We start from the raw sequence: 25221 nt of genomic DNA, 5'->3' as shown, positions 1-25221 counted from the left end.
CACTCAATTACAGCTAATAACGGTGTTATGGCAATGCACAGAGTGACAGTATTGGGAAGTTAAAAAAAAATGGATAAGAAGAAATTATTTGCTGTGATTACCCTTTTAGGAGGCTGTGGAGCAGTGTATTTAAACTGTGTATCATCAGCAAGTGTTGCCACCGTTGTCGAAGCGCAAAGCTCCGCCCATAAAAATAAATTGGTAGAGCCGAAAAGTGCCCCTCAAGAACCAGAGGGGGCCGAGGTTATTCAAACCCAGATAGCACAGCTACAGCAGCAAATAAAGGAGATAAACCGGCAGGCACTATTGAAAGGTGGTTTAGCCGCGCCCAAAACTTTTGACTATGATGATGATTGGTGTATTGCTAGCCAAGATTTATCTAAACAAGATCAAATCATTGAGTACAACCAACGACAAGCGTTTTATAAAGAGCATGCCAGAGGTGAGCGCGTTATTGTTGGACATCGGGTAGTTGATGAAAATATGGTTAACTATTTAAGCATGGATAGTGACACACTAATGAGCTTAGCGCAGAGTGATGACCTTGTTGCGTTGCGCGTTATTGCTGAGAAAAGCCATGATGCAGTTACCACCGAGATGGCATATCAAGCGGCTGAACGTCTAGTAATATTGGGAGACTGGAAAACGGGAATTAGCATATTGGTGATACGAGGCTTGTACGACGCTAAATATATCGCGAAGAAGAAACCAGACCAAGCCAAAGCGATGGTTGTCAAAGCACTAGCCTATGCTGAGTTGGGTTTACAGCGAGGGACGGGTATAACGGCTGTTTTTGTGGTGCTCAGTGACAACCAAGAGATTAAACAGCTGGTGTACAGCGCCGATGAGCATGAGGTTTTAGCGCAAGTCGAAAAATTAACGGCGTCAATAAACCACAAAAGGTTGGCGGAAAGCCTTGCGCCTTTAAACGAAGAAGTGGTACCAAAAGAAGCTTTATCGGGTTTGCGCTCAACGATTGCTCGGTTATATGACCGAGGTGGCAGGGAACAGTTTTTAGCGTTACTCAAAGACAAAGCGCTGTTCCCAAGTCATTGGTACACTCAATATTTAGATACGCCTTGTATTCAACGTATTATTGCCAATCGCAAAGCCTATTTTCATCAAATTCCGGCAATTCAGCAAAAAATTGCACAGTTACAAAATCAGCTTCACTAGTTGTTTGTAGCTCTCAAAATTATGGCACTTAGCGCTAATGTGAGTCCATAGAGACAAAAAAACGCCCAACGAGGGGCGCTTTTGATAAAGGAATCGTTAGATTAGCCGCGAGGACCCGCTTGCTTAATTGCGTCAGACACATCGTACTTGGCAAAGTTCTCTTGGAAATCTGCTGCTAGCTTCGCTGCGTATTCCGCGTATTTGCCTTTGTCTTCCCAAGTATTGATTGGGTTAAGTAGCGCACTGTCAACACCAGGTACCGCGACTGGTACATTCAGATTAAGTGACTCAATGTGCGTTGTTTCAACATCAGCCAGTTTACCCGACACAATAGCATCAACTACGGCACGTGTAGTTGGAATATCAAAACGCTTACCGATACCGTAAGGGCCACCAGTCCAACCTGTGTTTACTAGGAATACTTTAGCGCCGAACTCACGTACGCGTTTCATTAGCAGCTCTGCGTAAACGCCAGCAGGACGCGGGAAGAAAGGTGCTCCGAAACACGTTGAGAAAGTTGACTCAATATCAGCCGTTGAACCAATCTCGGTTGAACCTACTTTTGCTGTGTAACCACTTAGGAAGTGATAAGCTGCGGCTTCTTCAGACAAGATAGAAACCGGAGGTAAAACACCGCTTACGTCACACGTTAAGAATACAACTGCTTTTGGCTCACCAGCACGGTTTTCTACTTTGCGCTTTTCAACGTGCTCTAATGGGTAAGCAGCACGGGTGTTTTGCGTTAAGCTCGTATCTTTGAAATCAGGTACGCGATTTTCATCAAGTACCACGTTCTCTAAGATGGTACCGAACTTAATCGCGTTCCAAATAACAGGCTCGTTCTTTTGCGATAGGTCGATACATTTCGCATAACAACCGCCTTCGATATTAAATACGCTACCCGGTGCCCAGCCGTGCTCGTCATCACCAATAAGGAAACGAGTTGGATCAGCTGAAAGAGTCGTTTTACCTGTGCCAGATAGGCCGAAGAATAGTGCAGTATCACCAGCTTCACCCACGTTTGCACTACAGTGCATTGGTAGTACACCCTTGGCTGGTAACAAGAAGTTCTGTACAGAGAACATCGATTTTTTCATCTCACCAGCGTAGTGCATGCCAGCAAGTAGTACTTTGCGCTCTGCAAAGTTGATAATAACCGTACCATCACTGTTTGTGCCGTCGCGCTCGGGGTCACAAACAAAAGAAGGCACGTTTAGGATTTTCCATTGAGGTAAGTCTGACGCATTGTAGCGTGCAGGCTCGATAAACATGTTCTTAGCGAAGATATGATGCCATGCAGTTTCAGTTGTCACGACTACTGGTAGGTAGTGTTCTGGATCTGCACCCACTTCAAGGTGAGAGACGAAGTGGTCTTTAGTTTGCACGTGTGCTTCAACACGTTCCCATAAAGAAGCAAATTTTTCAGCATCGAATGGGCGGTTAACATTGCCCCATTGAATGTCGTTTTCAGTGCTTGGCTCTTTTACGATGAAACGATCACTTGGTGAACGACCAGTACGACGGCCTGTTTTAGCAACGAAAGCTCCGTTTGCGGCTAAAGTGCCTTCGCCACGCGCAATGGCGTGTTCGACAAGTTCGGCTGCAGTTAAATCGACAAAACGAGTAGCGCTTGAAGTCATGTTATTACCTAAATGTGAGAATTGAACGGGATAGCTCTAGAGTTCTGACTAACCTTAAGCTGAATTTATAGTACCAGATGGTTTTGAGATATTCGAGCTTTTGGAACCGTTAAAAAGGCATAAAAATGTCAAAAAACTTAAATATTTTCAATGATACCGGTGTCATGAAAGTCTTTAATTTTGTGATACCGGTGTCATTTTTTACCCATAAAAAAGCCGTCTTTTTGACGGCTTGATATTCGATTTAAGTGCAAAGTCGAGTTTAATTAAAAATGGCCTTAATATCGTCTTCACTAAACTGGTAATTTTTGAGGCAATAATGACAACTGATGTTGATCTCACCTTGCTTTTCTAAGTCTGACAATAAGGCTTCTTGACCAACATTGACTAGCGCATTAATTGTCTTTTCGCGACTACAGCCACAAACAAAGTTGACCGCTTGTGGTTCAAACAGCTGAGGATTATCTTCATGATACAAACGCGTCAAGACGGTCTGCGCATCAAGATCAAGCAGCTCTTCGTCTTTAATAGTGTTACTTAATGCTTCTAAATGAACAAAGTCTTCTTCTGACTTTTCTTTATTTACCGGTAATACCTGCAAAAATAAGCCTGCAGCTTTTACACGCTCGCCACCAGTGCTGGTTGCAAACCAAAGACGGGTCTTCAACTGTTCAGACTGAATGAAATAATCTTCTAAGCAAGCCGCCAAAGAATCAGAAGTAAGCGGTACAATACCTTGGTAGCGCTCGCCCTTGGTTGGTGTGATGGTGATCACCATATAACCTTTACCCATCAACTCAGGCACAGTTGTACCTGTTACTTCGCCTTGTAATCGGGCAACGCCACGCATATTTTGTTGGTGGTCACCATTGATAACAGCGTATTTTACAGGACCGTCGCCCTGAAGCTGAACGGCGATGTCGCCTTCAAACTTTAATGTTGCTGTAAGTAGGCTGGTCGCCACAAGTAACTCACCCAAAAGTGCTTGCACCGCTTGTGGGTAGTTATGGCCAGCAATGATGTCATTGAACGTTTGGTCTATTTGCACTAATTCGCCGCGTACATCTAATTTTTCAAAAATATAGCGGTGTAGTAAATCAGATTGCATTTATTTAAATCCTAGCTTGATTTCAATTTGAGTAATTCGCGCCTTTGCTTTTTATCCGGTTTGTTAACAGGATGTGGTGCAAAAAAGCTGTTGTTTTTTCGCGCTATTGCGTTTTGTTCTCTTTTCTCCAGACTTTGTACCGATTCCTGGTATGCTTGCTGTGCAATAGGGGCTGCTTGACGCTTATCTAATAGCATCAAAACGGTCACCTCTTTTTCATCAAACCCTTGTGCAAGCTTAACCTTTGCACCTAATTCAACTAATTTACTGGGTTTACAGCGTTGACCGTTATAGTGTACTTTACCCCCTTGAATCATTTCTCGAGCTATCGCTCGGGTCTTGTAAAATCGGACCGCCCATAGCCATTTATCTAGCCTTACAGCGTCGTTTTGGTTGGGTTGTTCGAGGGATTTTTTAGTCACAATTTATTAACCATACAGAACGTGGGTATAATGCAGAGAATTTAGCATATTTCAACGTTCAAAAAAAGTACGCGGAACTCTCGTACTGTGCAGTGTTCAAAGGGATACCAGCTGTTAACATAGTGAAGACAAACTGTCATATTTGTGCGCTTGTTGAAATTACACTGAAAAGGTACACTGGATCGCTCAACAGAATAAGAAAAGACGGATATGGAATTACAAATACAACAGTTACAAAAAGCATTGCTTGGCTTGCCCCACGCAAAATTAAGTCGCTTAGTAGTTTATTTGGCTGTTGTTTACATCGCTTACTTAATGTCTCAGTTGTTTTGGTTATTGTGGCCGCAGCCGGTTACACAACCACTTCCTTCAATGTCTTCGGTGTATGCATCAACCAGCGCAAAAGTCAGTAGTCAGGCCATTATTAAACAGAACTTATTTGGTGACGCAGGCTCTAAACCGATTGAACAACCTAAAGCGATTGTTTCTGACGCGCCTCAAACGGCTCTAAATGTGCGTTTAACAGGCATCATTGCGGTGAGCTTAGATGATAAAGCTGGGTTGGCAATCATTGAGTCACAAGGACGCCAAACGACCTATGAAGTGGCAGAAGCCATTCAAGGTACGCGCGCAAAATTAGCACAAGTATTGCCAGACCGCGTTATTTTGGATGTCAGTGGCCGTTTTGAAACCCTCATGCTTGATGGTTTGGAGTATTCAAAAAATGTTGCTATGCCCGTTGCACCTAAAAGTGCTAACCAGAAAAATTCAAGAACTTCGGGGTTAGTGCAAAGAAATGTACCAGGTGAGCTTATCGAACAAAAAGAGGCGCTTTTAAAAGATCCTGGTAAGTTACTGGATTACATCCGCATCACCCCATATAGAAGTTCGGGTCAGCTTATGGGGTATCGTTTGAGTCCGGGTAAAGATCCCGCCTTGTTCGATAAAATGGGCCTAAAAAATAATGATTTGGCTGTTGCTATTAACGGCTATCAACTCACGGATATGAAACAGGCTATGTCCGCCATGAATGAGCTAAGAAACAGCACTGATGCGACTATCACAATTGAGCGAGATGGTCAGCAAATGAGCGTGCAATTTAGCCTGTAAGTCACTAGATTTGGAGTTTAAGAATAATGGGTAGACAGCTACACCTCACAAAAATCAGAAAAGGGTTAGCTAAATATGCGACTGTGTTGTTAGCAGCCGGATTATCGCTTTCTGTGTCTGCAGCAGAATATGCAGCCAACTTTAAAGGGACCGACATCAATGAGTTTATTGCCGCTGTTGGGAAAAATTTAGAGAAAACTATCATTATCGATCCAAACGTGCGTGGCAATATCAATGTGCGCAGCTATGAGTTGATGGATGAAAAACTCTACTTCCAGTTCTTTTTGAACGTACTTGAAGTGTATGGTTACGCCGTAACAGAAATGGAAAGTGGCGTACTTAAAGTGGTGCGTAGCTCAGATGCGAAAAAGGGCAATGTCCCTTTAATCGACCGAGACAACGAGGTGGCTGGCGATGTGATGATCACCCGAGTTGTCAGAGTGAAAAACGTCAGTGTGCAAGAGCTTGGCCCGTTAATTCGTCAGTTTAGTGACCAAAAAGACGGCGGTCATGTAACCAACTTAAACTCCGCCAACGTGATGATGTTGACCGGTCATGCTGCCTCAGTAAATCGACTGGTTGATATTATTCGCTCGGTAGACCAAGCGGGTGATAAGCGTGTTGATATTGTGAAGTTGAACTTTGCAACGGCTGATGATGTGGTTTCGGTCGTTGAAAGCATTTACAAAGACAGCGGTAAGGGCGCTATTCCTGATTTTCTAATCCCTAAAGTGGTTGCCGATAGCCGCACCAACAGCGTGATTGTTAGTGGCGAGTCGCAGGCTCGTACACGTGCGACAGATCTCATAAAACGTTTGGATAATGAATTAGAAAACCAAGGTAACACGCAAGTATTTTATCTTGATTACGCCAAAGCGGAAGATTTGGTCAAAGTACTACAAGGTGTCAGCAAAACCTTGCAAGAAGAAGCTCAGGGCGGTAACACCAAAACTCGCTCACGTAGCAATAAGAATGAAACCAGTATCGAAGCACATCCAGATTCAAACTCTCTAGTGATAACAGCGCAACCAGACACGATGCGCTCTCTTGCTAAGGTGATTGAAAAGCTTGATATTCGTCGTGCACAAGTATTAGTCGAAGCGATTGTCGTAGAAGTACTTGAAGGCGATGGCATTAACTTTGGCTTGCAATGGATCTCTGAAAAAGGCGGTATGCTGCAATTTAACAATGGTAGCTCAATCCCTGTTGGTTCATTAGCCGTTGCGGCAGAGCAAGCGCGAGATAAGACTATTGTGCGTACTCAGATCGGAACTGAAGACCCAACTAAGAAGAGTGAATATAACGAAACCAAAGAAGGTGACTTAGGTCCGCTTGGGCAACTATTAGGTGGCGTAAATGGTTTGGCGATGGGTATTGTTAAAAACGACTGGGGTGCCATTGTTCAAGCGATCTCAACCGATACCAAGTCGAATATTCTAGCTACGCCTTCCGTGACGACCATGGACAACGAAGAAGCGTCAATGATAGTGGGCCAAGAAGTGCCGATTATTACAGGGTCAACGGCCAGCGAAAATAATTCAAACCCATTCCAAACGGTTGACCGACAGGAAGTGGGTATTAAGTTAAAGGTTACGCCACAAATTAATGACGGCAGTGCGGTACAGTTGACGATTGAGCAAGAAGTATCGAGCGTGAGCGGTGCAACAGCGGTCGATATTTCAGTGAATAAGCGTGCTATTAATACCACGGTGATTGCTGACGACGGCGGCATGGTTATCTTGGGCGGCCTAATTGATGAAGACGTGCAAGAAAGCGTCTCTAAAGTACCACTTCTTGGTGATATTCCAGTGCTAGGACACTTATTTAAGTCAACTTCGACCACCAAGCGTAAACGTAACTTACTGGTATTTATTCGCCCAACGATTATTCGTGACAGCCGCAGTATGAATAAGTTAAGCCATTCGAAGTATAACTTTATTCGTGGCGAGCAAAAACTACAGCGCGATGATGGTATTGAACTAATGCCATTTGAAGATTCGCCAATATTGCCTGAATGGAACGACGCCTTAGTATTGCCGCCAACGTATGAAGAGTTTTTGAAAGAACAAAATACGAAAGAGCAGAGCAATGATGACTGAGAGTAAGGTAGACGTGGTAACCGAATTACCAGTCAGTGAACTAGGTGCCGGCGATATGCCCGCAGAAGTATTAGAGCAAGTGGAAGGGGCTGTGAATTCGCCGCTTCGCCTGCCATTTGCTTATGCACGCCGTGTAGGCATGTTACTGAGTCAAGAAGCGCAAGGTTTAGTCGTTTATTATCGAGGTGAGCTAAGTGTTGCTTCCTTGCTTGAAGTTCGCCGTATTGCTGGCGCAGCTTTCACGTTAGAACAGCTAGATGATGATAAATTTGAGCTGATGCTTGAAGCGTCTTACCAGCGTGATAGCTCTGAAACGCAGCAAATGATGGAAGACATAGGTAACGAAGTCGACCTGTTCTCGTTGGCGGAAGAATTACCGCAAACGGAAGACTTGCTGGCCGCCGATGATGATGCGCCAATCATTAAACTCATTAATGCCATGCTCAGTGAGGCCATCAAAGAAGGGGCTTCGGATATTCACATTGAGACATTTGAGCAAGATTTAGTGATCCGCTTCCGTGTGGATGGCGTGCTTAAAGAAGTATTGAAACCGAATCGTAAGCTGTCGTCACTGCTTGTCTCTCGTATCAAGGTTATGGCGAAATTGGATATTGCTGAAAAGCGTATCCCACAAGATGGTCGTATTAGCTTACGTATCGCAGGGCGCGCGGTAGACGTGCGTGTATCGACCATGCCTTCGAGCTTTGGTGAGCGTGTCGTATTGCGTTTGCTTGATAAAAATAACGCGCGTTTAAACCTTGAAGACTTAGGTATGACTGAGCGTAACCGCAGCTTGTTTGCGGATATTATCAGCAAGCCACATGGTATTATTCTTGTCACCGGCCCCACAGGTTCTGGTAAGAGTACCACCTTGTATGCGGGCATGAGTCAGATCAATTCTAAAGACCGCAACATTTTAACTGTTGAAGACCCGATTGAATACGAGATCCCAGGCATAGGTCAAACTCAGGTTAATACCAAAGTTGACATGACCTTTGCCCGTGGTTTGCGAGCGATTTTACGTCAAGACCCGGATGTGGTGATGGTCGGTGAGATCCGTGACTTAGAAACAGGGCAAATAGCGGTACAAGCGTCATTAACCGGTCACTTAGTTATGTCAACGCTGCACACTAATACGGCCGCAGGTGCGATTACCCGTATGGAAGATATGGGGGTTGAGCCTTTCTTACTTTCTTCGTCGTTACTTGGCGTCTTGTCACAGCGATTAGTTCGTACATTATGCTCTAATTGTAAAGAAGCACACCATGCGGATGAGCGAGAGTGTGAGTTACTAGGTGTACCTTTTGACCAGCCTCCGACAATTTATCGTGCGATTGGCTGTGAAGAATGTAATTTCAACGGCTATAAAGGTCGTACCGGTATTCACGAATTACTCGTGGTTGACGAAACTATTCGAGAGCTTATTCACAACGGCAAAGGTGAGCAAGCGGTTGAAAAGTACATTCGTAAAACCAGCCCAAGCATTCGCCAAGATGGCTTAGCCCGGGTGTTAAATGGCCAAACTACGCTAGAAGAAGTATTACGTGTAACGCGTGAGGAAGGTTAATCATGGCGGCGTTTGAGTATCGTGCTTTAGATGCGAAAGGCAAAGAAAAATTAGGGATTTTAGAAGCGGATACGGCCAAACAAGTGAGGCAAATGCTGCGCGAAAAAGCCATGATGCCGATTGAAGTCTCCCCCGCAGCGGAAAAAGATAAAAAGCAAAGCGAAGGTGGCTTCAAGTTATTTCAAGGCTATAAACCGTCAGTCGCCGATCTTGCTTTGGTGACTCGTCAGCTAGCCACTTTAATCCAATCCTCTTTACCTGTTGAAGCTGCGGTGATGGCTGTGGCTGAGCAGTGTGAAAAACCACGTTTAAAACGTATGTTGATGTCAGTGCGCTCAAAGGTTGTGGAAGGATATACATTGGCTGATGGCATGTCAGAGTTCCCACATGTATTTGATAACTTATATCGCTCCATGGTAGCCGCTGGCGAAAAGTCGGGGCATTTGGATGCGGTATTAAACCGACTGGCTGATTACACTGAGCAACGACAGCACATGCGTAGTCAAATTACACAGGCGATGGTGTATCCGACTATTCTGGTCATTTTCGCAATCGCCATCGTGTCTGTCTTGCTTGGGACAGTGGTACCAAAAATCTTAAAGACCTTTGAAAAATCAAACCAAGTATTACCTTGGACAACGGAATGGGTCATGGCTGCCAGTAACTTTGTACAAGATTATTGGCTAGTGAGTTTAGTTGCTTTGACGGCCAGTGTTGTTATGGCGAAACGCGCCTTACAGCAGCCTAAAATTCGTTTTTGGTTTGACAGTAAAATGCTGGTTATTCCTGGTATTGGCAAAGTGAGTCGTGGCATTAATACGGCACGTTTTGCACGTACCTTAAGTATTTTATCTTCGAGTTCTGTGCCTTTACTCGAAGGGATGAAAATATCAGGTCAAGTACTAGAAAATCAAAAGATTAAAGCCGCTGTGGCTGACGCTGCAGCTAGGGTTAGCGAAGGCGCGAGTCTGCGCGCAGCGTTACATCAAACGAAATTATTTCCACCTATGATGCTGCACATGATAGCCAGCGGTGAAAAGTCTGGTGAATTGGAGCAAATGCTGGAACGAGCGGCCAATAACCAAGACAGAGAGTTTGAAAGTATGGTCAGTGTCTCACTTAAGTTACTCGAGCCGGCCATGATAGCCAGTATGGCGGTTATTGTACTGTTTATTGTGATGGCGATATTACAACCCATTATGGCGATGAACAAAGCTGTCGGGCTGTAGTCAAACACAGCGAAGACGTGCAATTAACAATTAAAATTAAGAAACATTGAAGGAAAATATTGTGAATAGACAATCAGGTTTTTCATTATTAGAAATCATGGTAGTACTGGTGATCATTGGTATGATCATGTCTATCGTGGCACCAAATATCATGGGCCAGCAAGAAGAAGCGGCGATTGATAAATCGAAGATAGATATTCAGCAGCTAGAAGATGCGATGAATATGTACAAGCTTAAAAACAAAGCTTACCCAACAACAGAGCAAGGTTTAGAAGCGCTGGTAACACAAACCACTATTGACCCTGTGCCAAAACGTTTCCCTGATGGCGGTTTTATTTCAAAGCTACCTGAAGACCCATGGGGTAATCCGTACCAGCTAGTGAGCCCAGGTGAAATGGGCAAGATAGACATCTTCTCTATGGGTCCAGACGGTGAAGTGGGCACAGAAGATGATATCGGCAATTGGGATGACGAAGAGCAACGTTAATCTATATGGCACACCGCATACCTTTCCATTCTTTTTCTAAATCATCACGAGGTTTCAGTTTAATAGAAATCCTCGTGGTGATTGTGATCATTGCTTTTGCGACCAAACTGGTTGCTTACAGCTTTGGCGGCGATATGGAAGAAGAGCTAGAAAAACAAGCATTGAAAGTACACAGCGTGATCAATCTTGCTTCCGAATTTGCGGTGTTGAATCAAGTTGAGCTTGGGTTACGCTTAGAAAAAAATACGCTAGAAATGTTGGTGTTTGATGGTGAAACCTGGACCGAGTTCGAGGCTGAAGAACTTTACAAACCCATAGAATTTACAAAACAGTTTCGTGCACAGTTGATTACCGAAGATTTATCTTGGTCACAAGACAACCTGCTAGAACAGTCAAACTGGCAAGAGCTAATGGGGTCGAGTGATGAAGACAGCCTATTGGAATTGAGAAAGGTGAAAGTACCGCAAGTGCTTATCCTTTCTTCAGGTGAGGTCAGCGCATTCCAAATCAGTTTGGAGTTGGCGGAGCAAAGAGAGCCTGTGTTTTATATAGAAGGTGAATTTATCGCACCAGTCAAACTGCGTCGGGAACCACAGTCATGAAACGTGTGGTTGGTTTTACGCTCCTAGAAGTCATGGTTGCTATGAGTATCTGTGCTATGGCTGGGATTGCGGCTATGCAAGCTACCGGAGAGCATATTACCCATATTTCTAGCTTAGAAGATCAAACCTATGCGTCTTGGGTTGCTGAAAATCGACTTGTTGAAATGCGAGCAAACGCAGAAAAGTGGGCCGGAAAAAATGGCACGAAAGGCGAAGAAGAGCTGGCTGGGCAGATGTGGTATTGGCAACAAAAAGTTGTTCCAACGGCAGATCCAAGTTTCGTAAAAGTAATTATAGAAGTATATACAGACGAAGCGCTCAAGCATTCGGTTTATGATCTCACAACATTTATGCTCAAGGGTAAGTCGTAATGCGCCAACGTGGTTTTACTCTTTTAGAGGTGATGGTTGCGTTAGGGATCTTAGCGTTTGTCGTGATGGTGACACATCAGATATTAGACTCAACTATCAAGGCTAAAGAAGCGTCTGAAGAAACCATTGCCGAAATCGAAGCGCTACAAACAACGTTTCGATTAATGGATCAAGATTTTAGTCAAATGACTAAGCGTGAGGTACGCAATGAGTCGGGCGATATCAACCCAAGCTATATTTTACATGGCCGTTATGCGTTAGAGAGCCAGTTTGATGGTATTGCTTTTGTACGTGATGGTTGGACGAACCCTATCAGTTTACTACCTCGCTCTGAATTACAAGCGGTGGGTTATCGCGTTATTGATGACAACCTAGAACGCATATATCGAATTTATGTTGATGAGCTAGATGGCGCAGAGCCGCGCTCACAGGTTGTTATAGAAAATATTGAAGAACTCAAATTCGAATTTCTAGATGACCAACAAAAGTGGCAAAACGACTGGAAAAAAAAGGCCTTGCCTCTTGCTGTTGCGGTAACGCTTAAACTCAAAGATACGCCAGAAATTAAGCGCCTATTTTTAACTCCAGGCAATGGCAAAGAGCAGCAGGCGGTAAGTAGCACTCCCAATAGCTCAGGGCAAGGTGCTGGACAAAATCAAGGTAGTGGACAGAACCAAGGTGGTGGACAGCGTGGTTCGGGTGGCTCGCGAGGAGGTCGCTCATGAATAAACAAAATGGCGCGGCTTTAATCATTGTGTTATTTATTGTCGCATTGGCGGCCACTATCGCTGCGGAAATGGCCGCAAATCTAATGGTGCAGGTGCAACGAGCACAGAATATCCAAACGCATCAGCAGGCCAAATGGTATAGCTATGGTGCCGAAGAATTAGTCAAAAAGGTGATCCTAGAAAGTAAAAAAGATGACCCTGATAAAGTACATTTGGGTCAACCTTGGGCCCTAAGTGAAGTCCCTTACCCCGTTGATCATGGTACTTTGAGTGGTCAAGTTACGGATTTACAGGCGTGTTTAAATTTGAATGCGTTGCGTGAGCCGAAAAAACAAGGGGCATCGGTGAATGATACAAACCCCGCTCATAAGGCATTGTTATCGCTGCTAACAAATATTGAAGATTTACCTGTAGAAGAAAGTGAAGAGGCGCTTGCTGACAGTGTTTACGATTGGCTTGATGAGGACAGTATAACGTTTCGCTCAGGCGCTGAAGAAGACGAATATATGTCTAAGCAAATGCCTTATTTAGCTGCGAATAATATGTTGGCATCTGCTTCTGAGCTGCGCATCATCAAAGGGTTTAACCCTTTAGTTATGCAAAAAATCGAGCCTTATGTGTGTGTGATCCCTGGCAGTACAGAATTAAAAGTGAATGTGAATACGGTTAAACCCGAACAAGCATTATTATTGAGTGCTCTGTTAGATGGTTTGAGTGAGTCTGGTGCGCAAGCTGTTATATCAGCCCGTCCAGAGAAAGGGTTCGACAATATCGATGAATTTTTTACTGAAGCCCGTAACCAAGGGGCAAAAGTCGATAAGCAAAGTGAAGAATTATTTACCTTAAACAGCAATTATTTTAAGTTACGCGCAAAAGCCCTATTTGATGATAGGCGCTTTGCAATGACCTCAATTATTCAAATAAATCAAGGTCAAGCAACCATACTGGCGCGAAAATTTGGAGGCGTACAGTGACAGAAAAATTGGTGATCCGCTCGGATCAATCAGCTAATAACCCAATTCATTGGTTGGTATTTTCATCATCCGATGAGCAGATCATTGCCAGTGGTGAACTGGATAATGCTGAGCAGTTGTCACAATTGACAGAGAAAGCGCAAAGCAGAGAAGTAACTCTGCTATTGAGTGCAGCACAGGTGCAACTTAAAACAGTTGATTTGCCAACGAAATGGAATCGCAAGCTAGAGCAAGCGTTACCATTTATGCTCGAAGAGCAAATAGCTTGTGATGTAGATGAGTTGTTTGTGGCTATTTCTGGTCCAAGTATGGACGGTGATAAACACACCGTACAAGTGGCGATTTGTGACAAAGCATGGTTACAAGAGTGGTTTGACGTTTTTGCAAAGCATGATATTGAACTGACACGTGTATTACCTGATGCGCTGCTATTGCCACATATTGATGACGACACTCTGACTATGATTGAGCTGGGCGATCAATGGTTATGCCGCCAAGGTTCTTGGCATATCAGTGCGATTGAAAAGAGCTGGGGAGCGGATTATTTATATGCGTTACAACCGCAAAAAATAGTACATTACAGCCCAGCACAGAGCATACCTGATATTGCGCCAAAAGAGGCGAAAGAAGCAGAATATGACTTGCCACTGGCTTTGTTTGCCAAGAACTTAAGCACAACATCATTTAATTTGCGTCAAGGCCTATTTGCTGCGAAGAAGAAACAACCACAATGGTGGCGTGATTGGAAGAGCGGTCTGTTGGCTGCAAGTGTAGCCATTGGATGTTTTGTGGTGGTCAAAGGCACTCAGCTCATGATGTTGCAAAAACAAGCGGATGAGTTTAAATCGCAAGCGGTAGCGAGTTATCAAAAAGCATTCCCTGGTAAGACAGTACGTCCGCACCTATTGAAAAAACAAATTCAAGGTGAGCTTGCTGGACTGAGTGGCACACAACAAGGTGGCTTTTTAGAGCTAACTAATCATTTAGTGGCCGTTTATGGTGAAGTTGAAAACTTTACACCGGAAACACTGCGCTATGACAGTCGTCGTAACGAGTTGAGAATTCGTGCGCGAGCCAATGGTTTCCAAACCTTTGGGCAGGTCAAAGCCATTTTGGAGCAGCGCGGTTTGAGCGTTCAACAGGGGTCTTTGAACAATGACGGTGACGTAGTGATTGGTGAGATCCGTTTACGAGGTGAAGCATGAAGCAGCAAGCATTAAAATACTGGCACTCTTTAAAAGAGCAAGAGCAAAAGCTGTTGATTATCGCTGCGGTGGTTTTCACCATTTTTGTGCTGATTATGGGAGTGTTTAAACCGCTCAATAGTGCAGTTGAAAAGGCGCAAAAAGATAAGCAGCGCCAGCAAGAATTAGTGGCATGGGTTAACAATAGTGTGGGTAAACTTAAGCACAGCGCATCGGCCAACACCCGCGGTCGTTCAGGTAACTTATCTGCATTGGTGAATCGCACACGTGGCCAATACCAAATTAATATTAGCAAAATGCAGCCGAGTAATGAGGCATTGCGCCTTACTATTGATTCTGTTGAATTTAACAAACTAATTGCTTGGTTAGATGAATTAACTAATCAGCACGGAGTAAGAGTGGATAGTTTGGATTTGGCACAAGATAGTGCGCCGGGCTTTGTACGTGTTAGTCGTTTGCTGTTAGAGAATTAAAAAATGAAAAAGACCATTAGCCTAGTCCTTACGTTTATAATTGCGTTTGCTTTGTTTACTCTTTACAACATGCCTGCTTCGTTGGCATTGCAGTTGGCGGGTAAGCATTTACCACCAAGTTTGCAGATTGGCGCTGTAACAGGCACTGTTTGGCAAGGCCAAGTGAGCGAGCTTAGAGTCAGCAATGTACAGTTAGATGATGTGCGCTGGCGTATTGAGGCACCTGCGTTGTTAATTGGTAATATGCAAGGTAATTTACGCTTTGGTAATGCTCGTGATAAATCACAACTGTCGGGTCGGACTGATTTCAATGTGGGTTTGTTTGATCAATCGATTTCCTTATCTGATGCAATGGCACGCTTTAGTGTCGAACAAGCCATGTCGCAGGTCACTTTGCCGTTACCCGTTAATGCAAAAGGACGCGTATTGTTAGATATTGACCAATATAATAGCGGTGCACCTTATTGTGAGGCACTAAAGGGTGAGATCCGCAGCCCTGGTATTTCTGTTGAGGGTTTAACTGGTTGGTTCGAGATTGGTCCTCTGGCTGGTAGTCTAAGTTGTAAGTCTGGCGATATTGCGGTGCTTGTAGACCCTGAAAATCGTTTGGGTCTGCAAGCTGACGCTATTTTGGCTGATAATTTCCAATTTCGCGTAGCTGGTAATATCAAACCAGACCCTTCATTACCAAAAGAAGTGCACGACGCTGTGAAGTTTTTAGGTCGCCCAGATAGTGAAGGTCGCTATCCCGTTAATTTATAAAGTAGTGTGATGTTAGAGTTTAATTATACTGAGCAACATCAAGTATTGCTCACTGAATACTTGGTAAAAAGACCTTCTGCGATGACTCTGTCGCAGATAGAAGGTTATTTGTTTGCGATGATCTGTGGCCCATCTAGCGTAGAAGTGGAGCTGTGGCTTGGTGAGATCACTTCGGGCGATGAGCAATTAGCTGAAGATGTTATATTTGCGTTTATGGCTTTGCATCATTATATCAGTGAACAGGTTTTTTCACAGCAGTACATATTACCTTGGCTGAATAATGCTGATTATCAAACGAAACACGAATGGAGCACCGGCTTTTTGCAGGCGGCACAACCGTATTTTGAGCACCTCATGCAAGCTAAGGGGCTGTCTACAGAACTTAAACAAGCATTGCAGGTGGCGACTGAACAGTTGGCTTTTTTCTCTTTATCATTAGAGCAGATCAAACAGTACTGCGCTCAGCTCAATTTGGATGAGCATGTTTTTCTTACCCAGCAGAGTGATTTGGCGAGAGATTTCGCCCCCGACTACGCGCAACTAATAGAAAACGTTGCTGTTGCGAGCGGGTTATTCGATGAAGATGAAGAAGGCTTTTAGGCAATCTCTAACTCAATATGAGTACAACCTTTTGAACAACAGACGTGTCCTTTTTGCGATGCGTCTACCGCTAAATTGAGCTTTAACGGTGCATTACATGTTTCACATAAGATTGTTTGCCCAGCGCTGAGCTTTTTCAGCAGCTGCTTTTGTTTGTTAAAAGAGGCTGCACGCTGTTTATTCAATTGAGTAAAATCGTTCATAAAGTCCCTGTTTTACTTGCTGCACGTTCGATAAGCTCGCATATTGTCTCGAGCTTATCGGTAAAAAAGTAAAGGCTCATTTCTCTTTCCTTACAATATTGCTGATAAAACTGACGTAATGCAAGGTCGTTCGCAAGTTCTGTGCTTAAGTGCTCTAGTTGTTCAGGTGTGAGCTCGACCTGTTGCTCTATACTGACTAAAGCAACCCTTGCTAAGGATGGTCTTTGCACTTTAGTCGATTCGCTCAATACTGCGATGATGTCGTTAATGAGCCTATCTCGTGGTTGTTTTACTACTTCCACATTGGTGGTAAATAATGCGACAACCACAGCTAACAATAATAAAAACTTTTTCATAATGCGTTTTTCAAGAATTCTTTGATCTCAGTAGCATCGGTAAATCTCCTAGTGTAATAAAATAGCCGACTTAAAAGCAAGCAATGAAACACGTGGTAAACTCTGTCTATAAGTTAAGTATCTGCTATTTAATAAATTTATAGTTTACAGTTTTATTTAAGCGTTATAGCTGTTGGCAGGTATCAATCAGCTGCTAAGCTTGCTTATAATACCCCTATTCTAATAAAGGTCACTGTAGCAAGTACCTGTCGATCATGGCGGCTTAAGGAGCTTAGATGGACAAGCAGATCAAAGTCAAAAATATTCCCACGGATGTAAAAATTCAAAAGCCGGATAACCTTCAACCAGATAGGTTTAATCCGAGAAACCGTATTTATGTGCGAGCTGTCCAAGGGTTACATCAGATATTACGCAGGCGTATCGGTTTTGTGGGCATGCTTGCATTTATGGTGCTGCCTTGGCTGAGTTTCCACGGTCATCAAGCGGTGTTATTCGACCTTTTTGAGCAAAAATTTAATATTTTTGGGTTAACTTTATTACCGCAAGATCTCACCATTTTGGCATTCATCTTGATGATAGCCGCCTTTGCATTATTTTTGGTGACTACTTTCTATGGACGTGTATGGTGCGGTTATACCTGCCCGCAAACGATATGGACATTCATATTCATCTGGTTTGAAGAAAAGTTCGAAGGCTCTGCCAATCAACGGAAAAAGTTAGATCAACGTCCTATGGATTTTGAAAAGTTTTGGCGCAAATCGGCCAAGCATGGTAGTTGGATATTATTTTCACTTTACACTGCGATCACCTTTGTTGGCTATTTCACACCTATTCGAGAACTCCTCCCCAACCTGATCACTTTGTCAGCCAGTGGATATGCGTTATTGAGCATAGCCGTGTTTGCGGTGTGTACTTATGGTAACGCGGGATGGATGCGTGAAATCATGTGCCTGCATATCTGTCCATACTCACGCTTTCAATCTGCCATGTTCGATAAAGATACCTTTACCGTAAGCTACGATGTTAAACGAGGAGAGTCTCGTGGTCCTCGCTCAAGAAAGCAAGATCCAAAAGAGTTGGGGTTAGGAGATTGCATTGACTGTAACCTCTGCGTGCAGGTGTGCCCCACTGGCATCGATATTCGTAATGGCTTGCAGTACGAATGTATCAACTGTGGCGCTTGTATTGATGCTTGTGATGGGGTGATGGATAAGATGAATTATCCAAAAGGCCTGATTTCATACACGACCGAGCGGAACTTAGAAACGTCATCGGAAAAAACCAAGCCAATTCGTGGCAAATTGATAGGTTATCTGTGTATTCTGTTGGTGCTCTCTGGTGCTTTGGTGGCTAATATTGCTATGCGTAAACCAATGGAGCTGGATATTATTCGTGATAGAAATCAATTATATCGCGTTAACTTTGACGGCTTAGTTGAAAATACTTACACCCTAAAAGTGATCAACAAGGCGCAACAAACACAAACTTTTGCTATCGAAGTATTAGGCCTAGAGCATTTTAAAGTGTTAGGCAAACAGCAGGTAACGGTTGAAGCAGGGCGCTCTATGGACGTACCTCTATCAGTGATAATCGATCCATATGATTTGAAGAAGCCAGTGACAGAGTTTGAGTTTTCAATTTACCCAACAGATGCACCTGAAGACAAGTTGATACAGCAAACGAACTTTTTTAAAGGCAAATAGTTCAGTACACTAGCTTCTATCAGTAAAAGCGGGGTTTCCCCGCTTTTTTTATCACAGAGACAACTATGAGTGAATTTTGCTTTGCCAGTCTAACGCCCGACTTCATGCTTGATGCCATTGAGAGTGTTGGCATTTTCCCAGAGTCAGGTTTGTTGGCACTAAACAGCTATGAAAACCGAGTTTATCAGTTCAAAGCAGACGACAACCGTCGTTATGTAGTGAAGTTTTATCGTCCACAGCGTTGGAGTGACGAGCAGATTTTAGAGGAGCATCAATTTGCATTTGATCTCGAGGCTTCTGAAGTGCCCGTTGTGGCACCTGTAAAACGCGATGGAGTTAGCCTTTTTCATTATCAAGGCTATCGCTTTGCGCTGTTCCCAAGTGTTGGTGGCCGTCAGTTTGAAATGGATAATCTTGATCAGTTAGAGGTTTTGGGGCGTTATATTGGCCGAATGCATGGCGTCGCAGGAAATCATCAATTTAAATATCGCCCAAGTATCACTTGTCAAGATTATCTTCACCGCGCTAGAACCGCAGTAATTGATAGTCAGTTGATCCCGATGCAACTAGAAACCCCATTATTGATGATTCTAGAACAACTGATTGCTAAGACTGAAAATGAATACCAACAAGTTGAGCAGATCCGTTTGCATGGTGACTGTCATGCTGGCAATATTCTGTGGTCAGGCGATAACTTGATGTTGGTTGATTTAGACGATTGTCGACAAGGGCCTATGATCCAAGACTTATGGATGATGCTTAATGGCGACAAGCAAGAGCAGATAATGCAACTTGATACCTTGCTATCAGGGTATGAAGAGTTTAATTCGTTTGATCAACAACAATTGAATTTGATAGAACCGTTGCGAGCTATGAGAATGGTACATTACATGGGCTGGTTGGCGACGAGGTGGCAGGACCCCGCTTTTCCACGGAACTTTTCGTGGTTTGCGACAGACAAATATTGGGAACAACAAATTTTGGCTTTAAAAGAACAATACGCCATTTTGCATGAACCTGCTTTGAGCTTATTTCCTTAAAAAATTAAAGAGACTTTTATGTTTAAAATAATAAAACAATCATTATTGATTCTATGTATTCCTCTAATGGCATTTGCTACGCATGCGGCTGAATTTGTTGATGGTACACATTTCAAAACACTTGATAATACAAAGAGCGCGAATGCCAAAGTGACCGAGTTTTTCTCGTTCTACTGTCCGCATTGTTATCAATTTGAACCGATTGCTATTGCGTTAGAGCAGGGGTTACCTAAAGGAGCGAGCTTCGAAAAGAGTCACGTGAACTTTTTAGGTGGGATACCAGCACAAGTGCAAAGTAACTTGAGCTATGCCTATATTATTGCCAATCAGATGGGCAAAGGTAAGGAAGTCGCAGCAGACTTATTTAATACCATTCACAAAAAAGGCAACAGATTGACGGATATTAAAGAAGTTAAAAAGCTGCTCGCCGGTCATGGTATTAGTGAAGCACAATTTGACCAACAACTAAGTAGCATGTTGGTGATTGCTGCAGAGAAAAAAATGCAGGATCAACAAGAGCATTTTGGTAAACTCGGCGCGTTGAGAGGCGTACCGACGTTTATCGTTAACGACAAGTACACAATAAACATGAAAGAACTAAAAAGTCAGCAAGAGTTAAATGAATTAGTAAAGTACTTACTAGAAAAATAAGAGTTGGAGATATCAATGTTGAAATTAATCAAAGCTGCGGCCATTGCAATGATGCTGCCTATGTTCGCCAATGCTGCTGTGCAGTATGAAGAGGGCGTACATTACGAAGTGGTTGCAGAGCGCGGTACAAAAAAACCTGAAGTGACAGAATACTTTTCGTTTTATTGTCCTGCTTGTAAAGCATTTGAGCCTTTGATTGCTGAATTTAAGCCTAAGCTTGATAAGGGTGTTAAGTTTAAGAAAAGTCACGTCGATTTTGTTGGTTCACGTGATCCTGAAATTCAAAAAATGATGTCTAACGCGCTGGCAACGGCCGCAGTTTTGCCACAGAAAGAGGCTATTGTTTCCGCGTTGTTTACACACATTCATACAAAGCGTGGAAAAATTAACGAGCTTGCTGACATTAAAGATATTTTTGTATCGCAAGGTGTTGATGGCGATAAATTTGATAAGTTATACAAGAGTTTTTCGGTTCGCACCAAAGCATCTCGTATGGCACGTAATCAAGCGCAATTACAAGAAAAAGGTGCATTAAGTGGAGTGCCGACCTTTATCGTAAATGGTAAATACAAGTTGTTATTACGCGAGTCAAAAACGACAACGCCAGAGCAGATCAGTGCTTTGATCAATTATTTGGCAACGAAATAACTCTCGTTTAAATACAAAAAAGCCTCGTCATCACGAGGCTTTTTTGTGCTCTTTAACTCTTGTCACTTGCGTTGCAAAAATACGCCCGACTCAACATGATGAGTATATGGGAACTGGTCAAAAATGGCGATACGAGAGATCGTATGTGTCTTGCATAGTAGCTCAAGGTCTCGCTCTAGCGTATCTGGATTGCAAGAAATATAAATAATGTTGTCGTAGTTCGACACGAGCTTGCAAGTTAACTCATCCATCCCAGCACGTGGAGGGTCGACCAAAATAGTTTGACAATCATAGTCATTTAAGTCGATACCGTTGAGTCTTGAGAAGTTGCGTTCACCTTTCATTGCTTGGGTAAACTCTTCACTCGACATACGGATGATGTCTAAGTTTTCAACTTTGTTGGCGGCAATATTGTACTGAGCAGAGTGAACCGATGATTTAGAAATTTCTGTTGCCAGTACCTTATTAAAGCTGCCAGCCAGCGCGATGGAAAAGTTACCGTTGCCACAATAGAGTTCGAGTAAATCGTTGTTCAGAGGAGTACATACCGATTGTGCCCATGCCAGCATCTTTTCATTCACCTTGGCATTTGGCTGTGTAAAGCTGTTTTCAACTTGCTGATAAATGAGCTCTTGGCCGTTCACCTGAAGTTTCTCAGTGACAAAGTCATCACCAAAGACCACTTTTTGCTTGCGAGCTCGACCAATGAAATCAATTTTATACACTTGTTGTAATTCAGCACGAAGTGTTTGCATCGCCTCCTGCCATTGTTCATCAAGTGCTTTGTGATAAAGTAAGCTGACGAGTATTTCCCCGCTAAGCGTTGAAAGATAATCGATTTGAAAGAGTTTTCGACGCAGGACTTCGTTGTCACGAAGTTTATCCATCATGACTTGCATGATTTCGCTGATAAGTGGTGCGGCTGGATCAAATCGATCAACGCGGATTTTCTGCTTAGTCGCTTGATCAAACATGATATGGAATAGATCGTCGCCTTCATGCCAAACGCGGAATTCCGCACGTTGTCTGTATTGTGTTTTTGGCGAGTCATACACTTCCAGCTCTGGCGCATTGAACTTAGCGAATTGTGCGCTGATGCGTTGTTGTTTTTCAGCGAGCTGCTGCTCGTATTCGGAAGTATCTATTAAAATGACAGCCATATAAGAAGTACCTTGCAAAATTCAGACGCGCTATTTTAGGGGGCGCTGCCGATTTGTCCAGTTTATCGCATAAAAATTGTTTCTTTTTTATACTAAAAACTCTTTAGTTAAGTTTATTCTGGTCGATAACAAGGAACGGATGGTTGTGTTTAACACAAGATGACCACGATATTTGGAGCCATGTTATGAAAATAGGACAGTTACATCAGTTGCTTAACCCCGCACTGACTAATAAAGCAAATAGACCAGATAATTTTGCACCCAGCGTAAAATTAAATTCAGATAGCTACTTTGGTGATAAAAATAAACTGGCTGCTATGGTGCTAGACGATAAGTTAGCACAGGCACTCGGTATAGAAAAAAAAGCTGAAAAAGAAAAGCCATTATTTGATTTTGAAGCTATTACCAAAAATGTACTGGATTTCGTGACGGCGGCGGTGAAACGCGCAAAGGTTGACGGCAAAAATGACGATGAACTAAAAGAGATGTTAGGCGCCGCTCGCAAAGGCGTGCAAATGGGGATTGATGAAGCCACGGAAGAGTTAAAAGGGGCAAAGTCCTATAATGATGAAATTGAGCAAGGAATAGAAAAAGCGCATGATGGAATTTTCAAAGGGCTTGATGAGTTTGAAGAGTCGTTGTTCAGTCCTAAGTCGCAATCAATGCAAGTCAGCGAGGCGCAGTATGCCAGTCTTTCAAATCAGGCTGAATATAGTTTCACTACCGCTGAAGGTGACGAAGTTAAAATTACATTCAGTGATGCACGTTCTGAATCAAAGGCTGCGGCTTATAGTCAAAAAGGAAATGAACATGGCTTCGCTGTTGGCCAGCATACTCAGCATGAAGTCAGCTTCTCGATAATCGTCAATGGTGAGCTTAACCAAGAAGAGCAAAATGCAATTAATGAAATGATGAAAGATGTGCGCAATGTCAGTGATTCGTTTTTCTCAGGTGAGTATGACGACGCGTTTGATAAAGCCAAGTCATTGAATATAGAGAGTGATCAGATAGCAAACTTTACTATGGATCTTCGTCAGTCTAAAACGACCGCCGCGATTAGTCAGTATCAGCAGTCAAATCCGCTTAAAGAGATTGAGAAAGGGCTACAGCCTTTAGACAAGCAACTGGAAAACATTCACGTTCAAGGCAAACAATTGGGAATTGAAAAACAATTGCCAGACATCCTTGCTTGGTTGAATGAAGGACAGGCTCGACTAAAAGAGTTTTTTGACTATACGCAAGGTTTTTTTGGTCAGTTAGATAAGAAAGACGCTGAGTAGTCATTTATTTTTAATGTGTCGCATGGCAAACTGCCGCGCAAGTGTCATTTTTTAGCGGTTGTGCTTTGCCTCACATATTGGTGTTTGATTCAGGTATCGGAGGTACGAGTGTGTTGGAGCGCATTCGTGCGAAACTCCCGTTTGCAGAATATAGCTATGTGATGGACAATGCCCTGCTGCCTTATGGACTTCAATCTGAAGAAACTATCCAAAAACGGTTAAGATGTTTAGTGCAACGCCTTGGTCGTTTTCATCGAAAAGTCGACCTCATTGTTATAGCGTGCAACACTGCGTCAACTTATGCACTTGCGACCACTCGTCAGTGTACCGATATTCCCATTGTAGGTGTTGTGCCAGCAATCAAACCGGCAGCAGCAATGAGCCAAACAAAACGTATTGCGCTTCTTGCCACACCGGCCACATCAAGTAATCAATATACGCGAGATTTAATTACTAACCATGCGATGCACTGTCAGGTAGATTTGCACCAGTCTACAAAACTTGTGCGATTAGCTGAGCTGTATTATTGGCAGCAGATTTTAGATGAACAGGCAATTGCAGAGGAGTTATCACACATTGGCATTCATCCCGACGTAGATAGTATTGTTTTAGGTTGTACGCATTTTCCAATTTTGGCTCAGTCTTTGGCTGCGTTTTACACAGAGCAAGTCGCACTTGTTGATTCAGGCGATGCTATTGCTAATCGCGTACGGTTTTTATTAGCCGATAAACTTAAAAGTAGCCATGTAAAAAATGAAATGCCGTTACGTTTTTACGCAACGGCATCTGATATCTCTCATTACAATAAGGAAGTAAAGCTACTGCCTATTGAGCTGAGCTGTTAAATAGCGTTTGATTCATCACCTTCAAACTGCTTTTGTTTTGCCGCGCGTACTTTTAGCGTTCTTTGTTGGAATTCTTTGTCGTTTAGTTGGGCAATTGCTTTATCAGCATCTTGTTCGGCCATTTCTACAAACCCAAAACCGCGACGTTTGCCGGTATTTTTATCCTTTAATAGTCGAACACTGAATACTTGTCCTTGTTGCGCGAATAGTTCTCTAACAACTCCTTCATTTGCTTTATAAGGTAGGTTACCTACATAAAGTGTTTTAGTTGCTACATCTTGTAAAGGATCAGATGTTGATGTGGTAGAAGTTGCTATCACTGCGAGGCCGCCGATTAAGATCCCCACAGCAAATGTGATCGGTGCGCTAATTTCAATACTAGAAAATAAAAATTGCGCCGCAATAAACCCTGCAACCGCCAATACTAGCGTAATAATAAAAGACTTTTGAGACGATGATTTCATAATAGAGTTACCAATAAACAGAGGATAAACATTAAATTAACAAATAAGGAAGCTATATTAACGAGATAAATAAACTTCGCAATAATAAAAATAGGCATAGCTCAGGAAATTGCATTAAAAGTGGGCAAAAAACTGTGTTTTAGATAGTTTTGCTCACAAAGTGTGCAAACAAACAAAAAAAGAATAAAAAACGCTTGATCAAAAAAAGGATCGCCCTATAATGCGACCCCACTGACACGGAGCGCTACGCACTAAAGCGAAAACGAAACGAGTCAGGGTCAAGTAAAACTTAATCTTGAAACTTCTTACCAAGAAAAC

The 25221-nt window shown here is 43.0% G+C and carries 27 protein-coding genes; 20 read left to right on the top strand and 7 right to left on the bottom strand.

What is annotated here, in order from left to right:
• The first annotated feature begins 69 nt into the window (after positions 1-69).
• Positions 70-1176, top strand: coding sequence for a hypothetical protein (locus ACW689_RS18665; protein ID WP_476293626.1), 1107 nt, complete (start codon positions 70-72; stop codon positions 1174-1176).
• Positions 1177-1277: 101 nt separating this feature from the next.
• On the opposite strand, the gene ACW689_RS18660 is transcribed toward ACW689_RS18665, so the two are convergent.
• The 3 genes from ACW689_RS18660 to hslR form a co-directional block, all read right to left on the bottom strand.
• Positions 1278-2816: a phosphoenolpyruvate carboxykinase gene (locus tag ACW689_RS18660; RefSeq protein WP_476293625.1), complete on the bottom strand. Its 1539-nt coding sequence runs from the start codon at positions 2814-2816 to the stop codon at positions 1278-1280.
• A gap of 262 nt (positions 2817-3078) precedes the next feature.
• A complete protein-coding gene (hslO, locus tag ACW689_RS18655; protein WP_476293624.1) occupies positions 3079-3924 on the bottom strand; it encodes an Hsp33 family molecular chaperone HslO in 846 nt (281 codons plus the stop codon).
• An 11-nt stretch (positions 3925-3935) separates the two neighbouring features.
• Positions 3936-4346: a ribosome-associated heat shock protein Hsp15 gene (hslR, locus tag ACW689_RS18650; protein ID WP_476293623.1), complete on the bottom strand. Its 411-nt coding sequence runs from the start codon at positions 4344-4346 to the stop codon at positions 3936-3938.
• A gap of 210 nt (positions 4347-4556) precedes the next feature.
• Between hslR and gspC the strand changes: the two genes are divergently transcribed.
• The 13 genes from gspC (at position 4557) to ACW689_RS18585 (ending at position 16553) form a co-directional block, all read left to right on the top strand.
• Positions 4557-5456, top strand: a complete 900-nt coding sequence (gene gspC / locus ACW689_RS18645; RefSeq protein ID WP_476293621.1) for a type II secretion system protein GspC — start codon at positions 4557-4559, stop codon at positions 5454-5456.
• Positions 5457-5482: 26 nt separating this feature from the next.
• Entirely contained in the window at positions 5483-7555 is a 2073-nt protein-coding gene (gene gspD / locus ACW689_RS18640; protein WP_476293620.1) for a type II secretion system secretin GspD, read from the top strand.
• A gap of 55 nt (positions 7556-7610) precedes the next feature.
• A complete protein-coding gene (gspE, locus tag ACW689_RS18635; protein WP_476293686.1) occupies positions 7611-9122 on the top strand; it encodes a type II secretion system ATPase GspE in 1512 nt (503 codons plus the stop codon).
• 2 nt (positions 9123-9124) lie between these two features.
• Positions 9125-10351, top strand: a complete 1227-nt coding sequence (gene gspF, locus ACW689_RS18630) for a type II secretion system inner membrane protein GspF (RefSeq protein WP_476293619.1) — start codon at positions 9125-9127, stop codon at positions 10349-10351.
• Positions 10352-10412: 61 nt separating this feature from the next.
• On the top strand, positions 10413-10838 hold the full coding sequence (gene gspG, locus ACW689_RS18625; RefSeq protein ID WP_476293617.1) for a type II secretion system major pseudopilin GspG: 426 nt from the start codon (positions 10413-10415) through the stop codon (positions 10836-10838).
• A gap of 5 nt (positions 10839-10843) precedes the next feature.
• A complete protein-coding gene (locus tag ACW689_RS18620) occupies positions 10844-11440 on the top strand; it encodes a prepilin-type N-terminal cleavage/methylation domain-containing protein (protein WP_476293616.1) in 597 nt (198 codons plus the stop codon).
• Positions 11437-11811 (top strand): type II secretion system minor pseudopilin GspI, encoded by a 375-nt coding sequence (gspI, locus tag ACW689_RS18615; RefSeq protein ID WP_476293615.1) that lies wholly within the window; start codon positions 11437-11439, stop codon positions 11809-11811. Before ACW689_RS18620 ends, gspI begins: the two co-directional genes overlap by 4 nt.
• On the top strand, positions 11811-12536 hold the full coding sequence (gene gspJ / locus ACW689_RS18610) for a type II secretion system minor pseudopilin GspJ (protein WP_476293614.1): 726 nt from the start codon (positions 11811-11813) through the stop codon (positions 12534-12536). Before gspI ends, gspJ begins: the two co-directional genes overlap by 1 nt.
• A complete protein-coding gene (gene gspK / locus ACW689_RS18605) occupies positions 12533-13513 on the top strand; it encodes a type II secretion system minor pseudopilin GspK (protein ID WP_476293612.1) in 981 nt (326 codons plus the stop codon). Before gspJ ends, gspK begins: the two co-directional genes overlap by 4 nt.
• Positions 13510-14718 (top strand): type II secretion system protein GspL, encoded by a 1209-nt coding sequence (gspL, locus tag ACW689_RS18600; RefSeq protein WP_476293611.1) that lies wholly within the window; start codon positions 13510-13512, stop codon positions 14716-14718. Before gspK ends, gspL begins: the two co-directional genes overlap by 4 nt.
• A complete protein-coding gene (gene gspM, locus ACW689_RS18595; RefSeq protein WP_476293610.1) occupies positions 14715-15191 on the top strand; it encodes a type II secretion system protein GspM in 477 nt (158 codons plus the stop codon). Before gspL ends, gspM begins: the two co-directional genes overlap by 4 nt.
• A gap of 3 nt (positions 15192-15194) precedes the next feature.
• The gene (locus tag ACW689_RS18590) at positions 15195-15953 is read left to right on the top strand and encodes a type II secretion system protein N (protein WP_476293609.1); all 759 of its coding nucleotides are present in this window, start codon (positions 15195-15197) and stop codon (positions 15951-15953) included.
• A gap of 9 nt (positions 15954-15962) precedes the next feature.
• Positions 15963-16553: a UPF0149 family protein gene (locus ACW689_RS18585; protein WP_476293608.1), complete on the top strand. Its 591-nt coding sequence runs from the start codon at positions 15963-15965 to the stop codon at positions 16551-16553.
• Here ACW689_RS18585 and ACW689_RS18580 read toward each other — a convergent pair.
• Together ACW689_RS18580 and ACW689_RS18575 are read right to left on the bottom strand one after the other, a co-directional pair.
• Positions 16550-16756: a hypothetical protein gene (locus tag ACW689_RS18580; protein WP_476293607.1), complete on the bottom strand. Its 207-nt coding sequence runs from the start codon at positions 16754-16756 to the stop codon at positions 16550-16552. The genes ACW689_RS18585 and ACW689_RS18580 overlap by 4 nt on opposite strands.
• Entirely contained in the window at positions 16753-17112 is a 360-nt protein-coding gene (locus ACW689_RS18575; protein ID WP_476293605.1) for a hypothetical protein, read from the bottom strand. Before ACW689_RS18575 ends, ACW689_RS18580 begins: the two co-directional genes overlap by 4 nt.
• Before the next feature lie 275 nt (positions 17113-17387).
• On the opposite strand from ACW689_RS18575, the gene ccoG reads away from it, so the two are divergent.
• The 4 genes from ccoG (at position 17388) to ACW689_RS18555 (ending at position 21154) form a co-directional block, all read left to right on the top strand.
• Positions 17388-18815: a cytochrome c oxidase accessory protein CcoG gene (gene ccoG, locus ACW689_RS18570; RefSeq protein ID WP_476293604.1), complete on the top strand. Its 1428-nt coding sequence runs from the start codon at positions 17388-17390 to the stop codon at positions 18813-18815.
• A 65-nt stretch (positions 18816-18880) separates the two neighbouring features.
• The gene (locus ACW689_RS18565; RefSeq protein ID WP_476293603.1) at positions 18881-19855 is read left to right on the top strand and encodes a serine/threonine protein kinase; all 975 of its coding nucleotides are present in this window, start codon (positions 18881-18883) and stop codon (positions 19853-19855) included.
• Positions 19856-19873: 18 nt separating this feature from the next.
• Positions 19874-20506 carry a thiol:disulfide interchange protein DsbA/DsbL gene (locus ACW689_RS18560; RefSeq protein ID WP_476293602.1) on the top strand — a complete coding sequence of 211 codons (633 nt, stop codon included), beginning with the start codon at positions 19874-19876 and terminating at the stop codon, positions 20504-20506.
• Between the two features lie 15 nt (positions 20507-20521).
• Positions 20522-21154 carry a thiol:disulfide interchange protein DsbA/DsbL gene (locus ACW689_RS18555; RefSeq protein WP_476293601.1) on the top strand — a complete coding sequence of 211 codons (633 nt, stop codon included), beginning with the start codon at positions 20522-20524 and terminating at the stop codon, positions 21152-21154.
• 62 nt (positions 21155-21216) lie between these two features.
• Here ACW689_RS18555 and trmA read toward each other — a convergent pair whose 3' ends face one another.
• Positions 21217-22314 (bottom strand): tRNA (uridine(54)-C5)-methyltransferase TrmA, encoded by a 1098-nt coding sequence (trmA, locus tag ACW689_RS18550; RefSeq protein WP_476293600.1) that lies wholly within the window; start codon positions 22312-22314, stop codon positions 21217-21219.
• Between the two features lie 185 nt (positions 22315-22499).
• On the opposite strand from trmA, the gene ACW689_RS18545 reads away from it, so the two are divergent.
• Positions 22500-23594: a DUF5610 domain-containing protein gene (locus ACW689_RS18545; RefSeq protein ID WP_476293599.1), complete on the top strand. Its 1095-nt coding sequence runs from the start codon at positions 22500-22502 to the stop codon at positions 23592-23594.
• A gap of 41 nt (positions 23595-23635) precedes the next feature.
• The gene (murI, locus tag ACW689_RS18540) at positions 23636-24439 is read left to right on the top strand and encodes a glutamate racemase (protein WP_476293598.1); all 804 of its coding nucleotides are present in this window, start codon (positions 23636-23638) and stop codon (positions 24437-24439) included.
• On the opposite strand, the gene ACW689_RS18535 is transcribed toward murI, so the two are convergent.
• Positions 24436-24903: an RNA recognition motif domain-containing protein gene (locus ACW689_RS18535; RefSeq protein ID WP_476293597.1), complete on the bottom strand. Its 468-nt coding sequence runs from the start codon at positions 24901-24903 to the stop codon at positions 24436-24438. The genes murI and ACW689_RS18535 overlap by 4 nt on opposite strands.
• Between the last annotated feature and the right edge of the window lie 318 nt (positions 24904-25221).

Source organism: Pseudoalteromonas sp. ABE4_541, from assembly GCF_056312285.1.
This window is presented reverse-complemented; position numbering and strand designations above follow the sequence as displayed.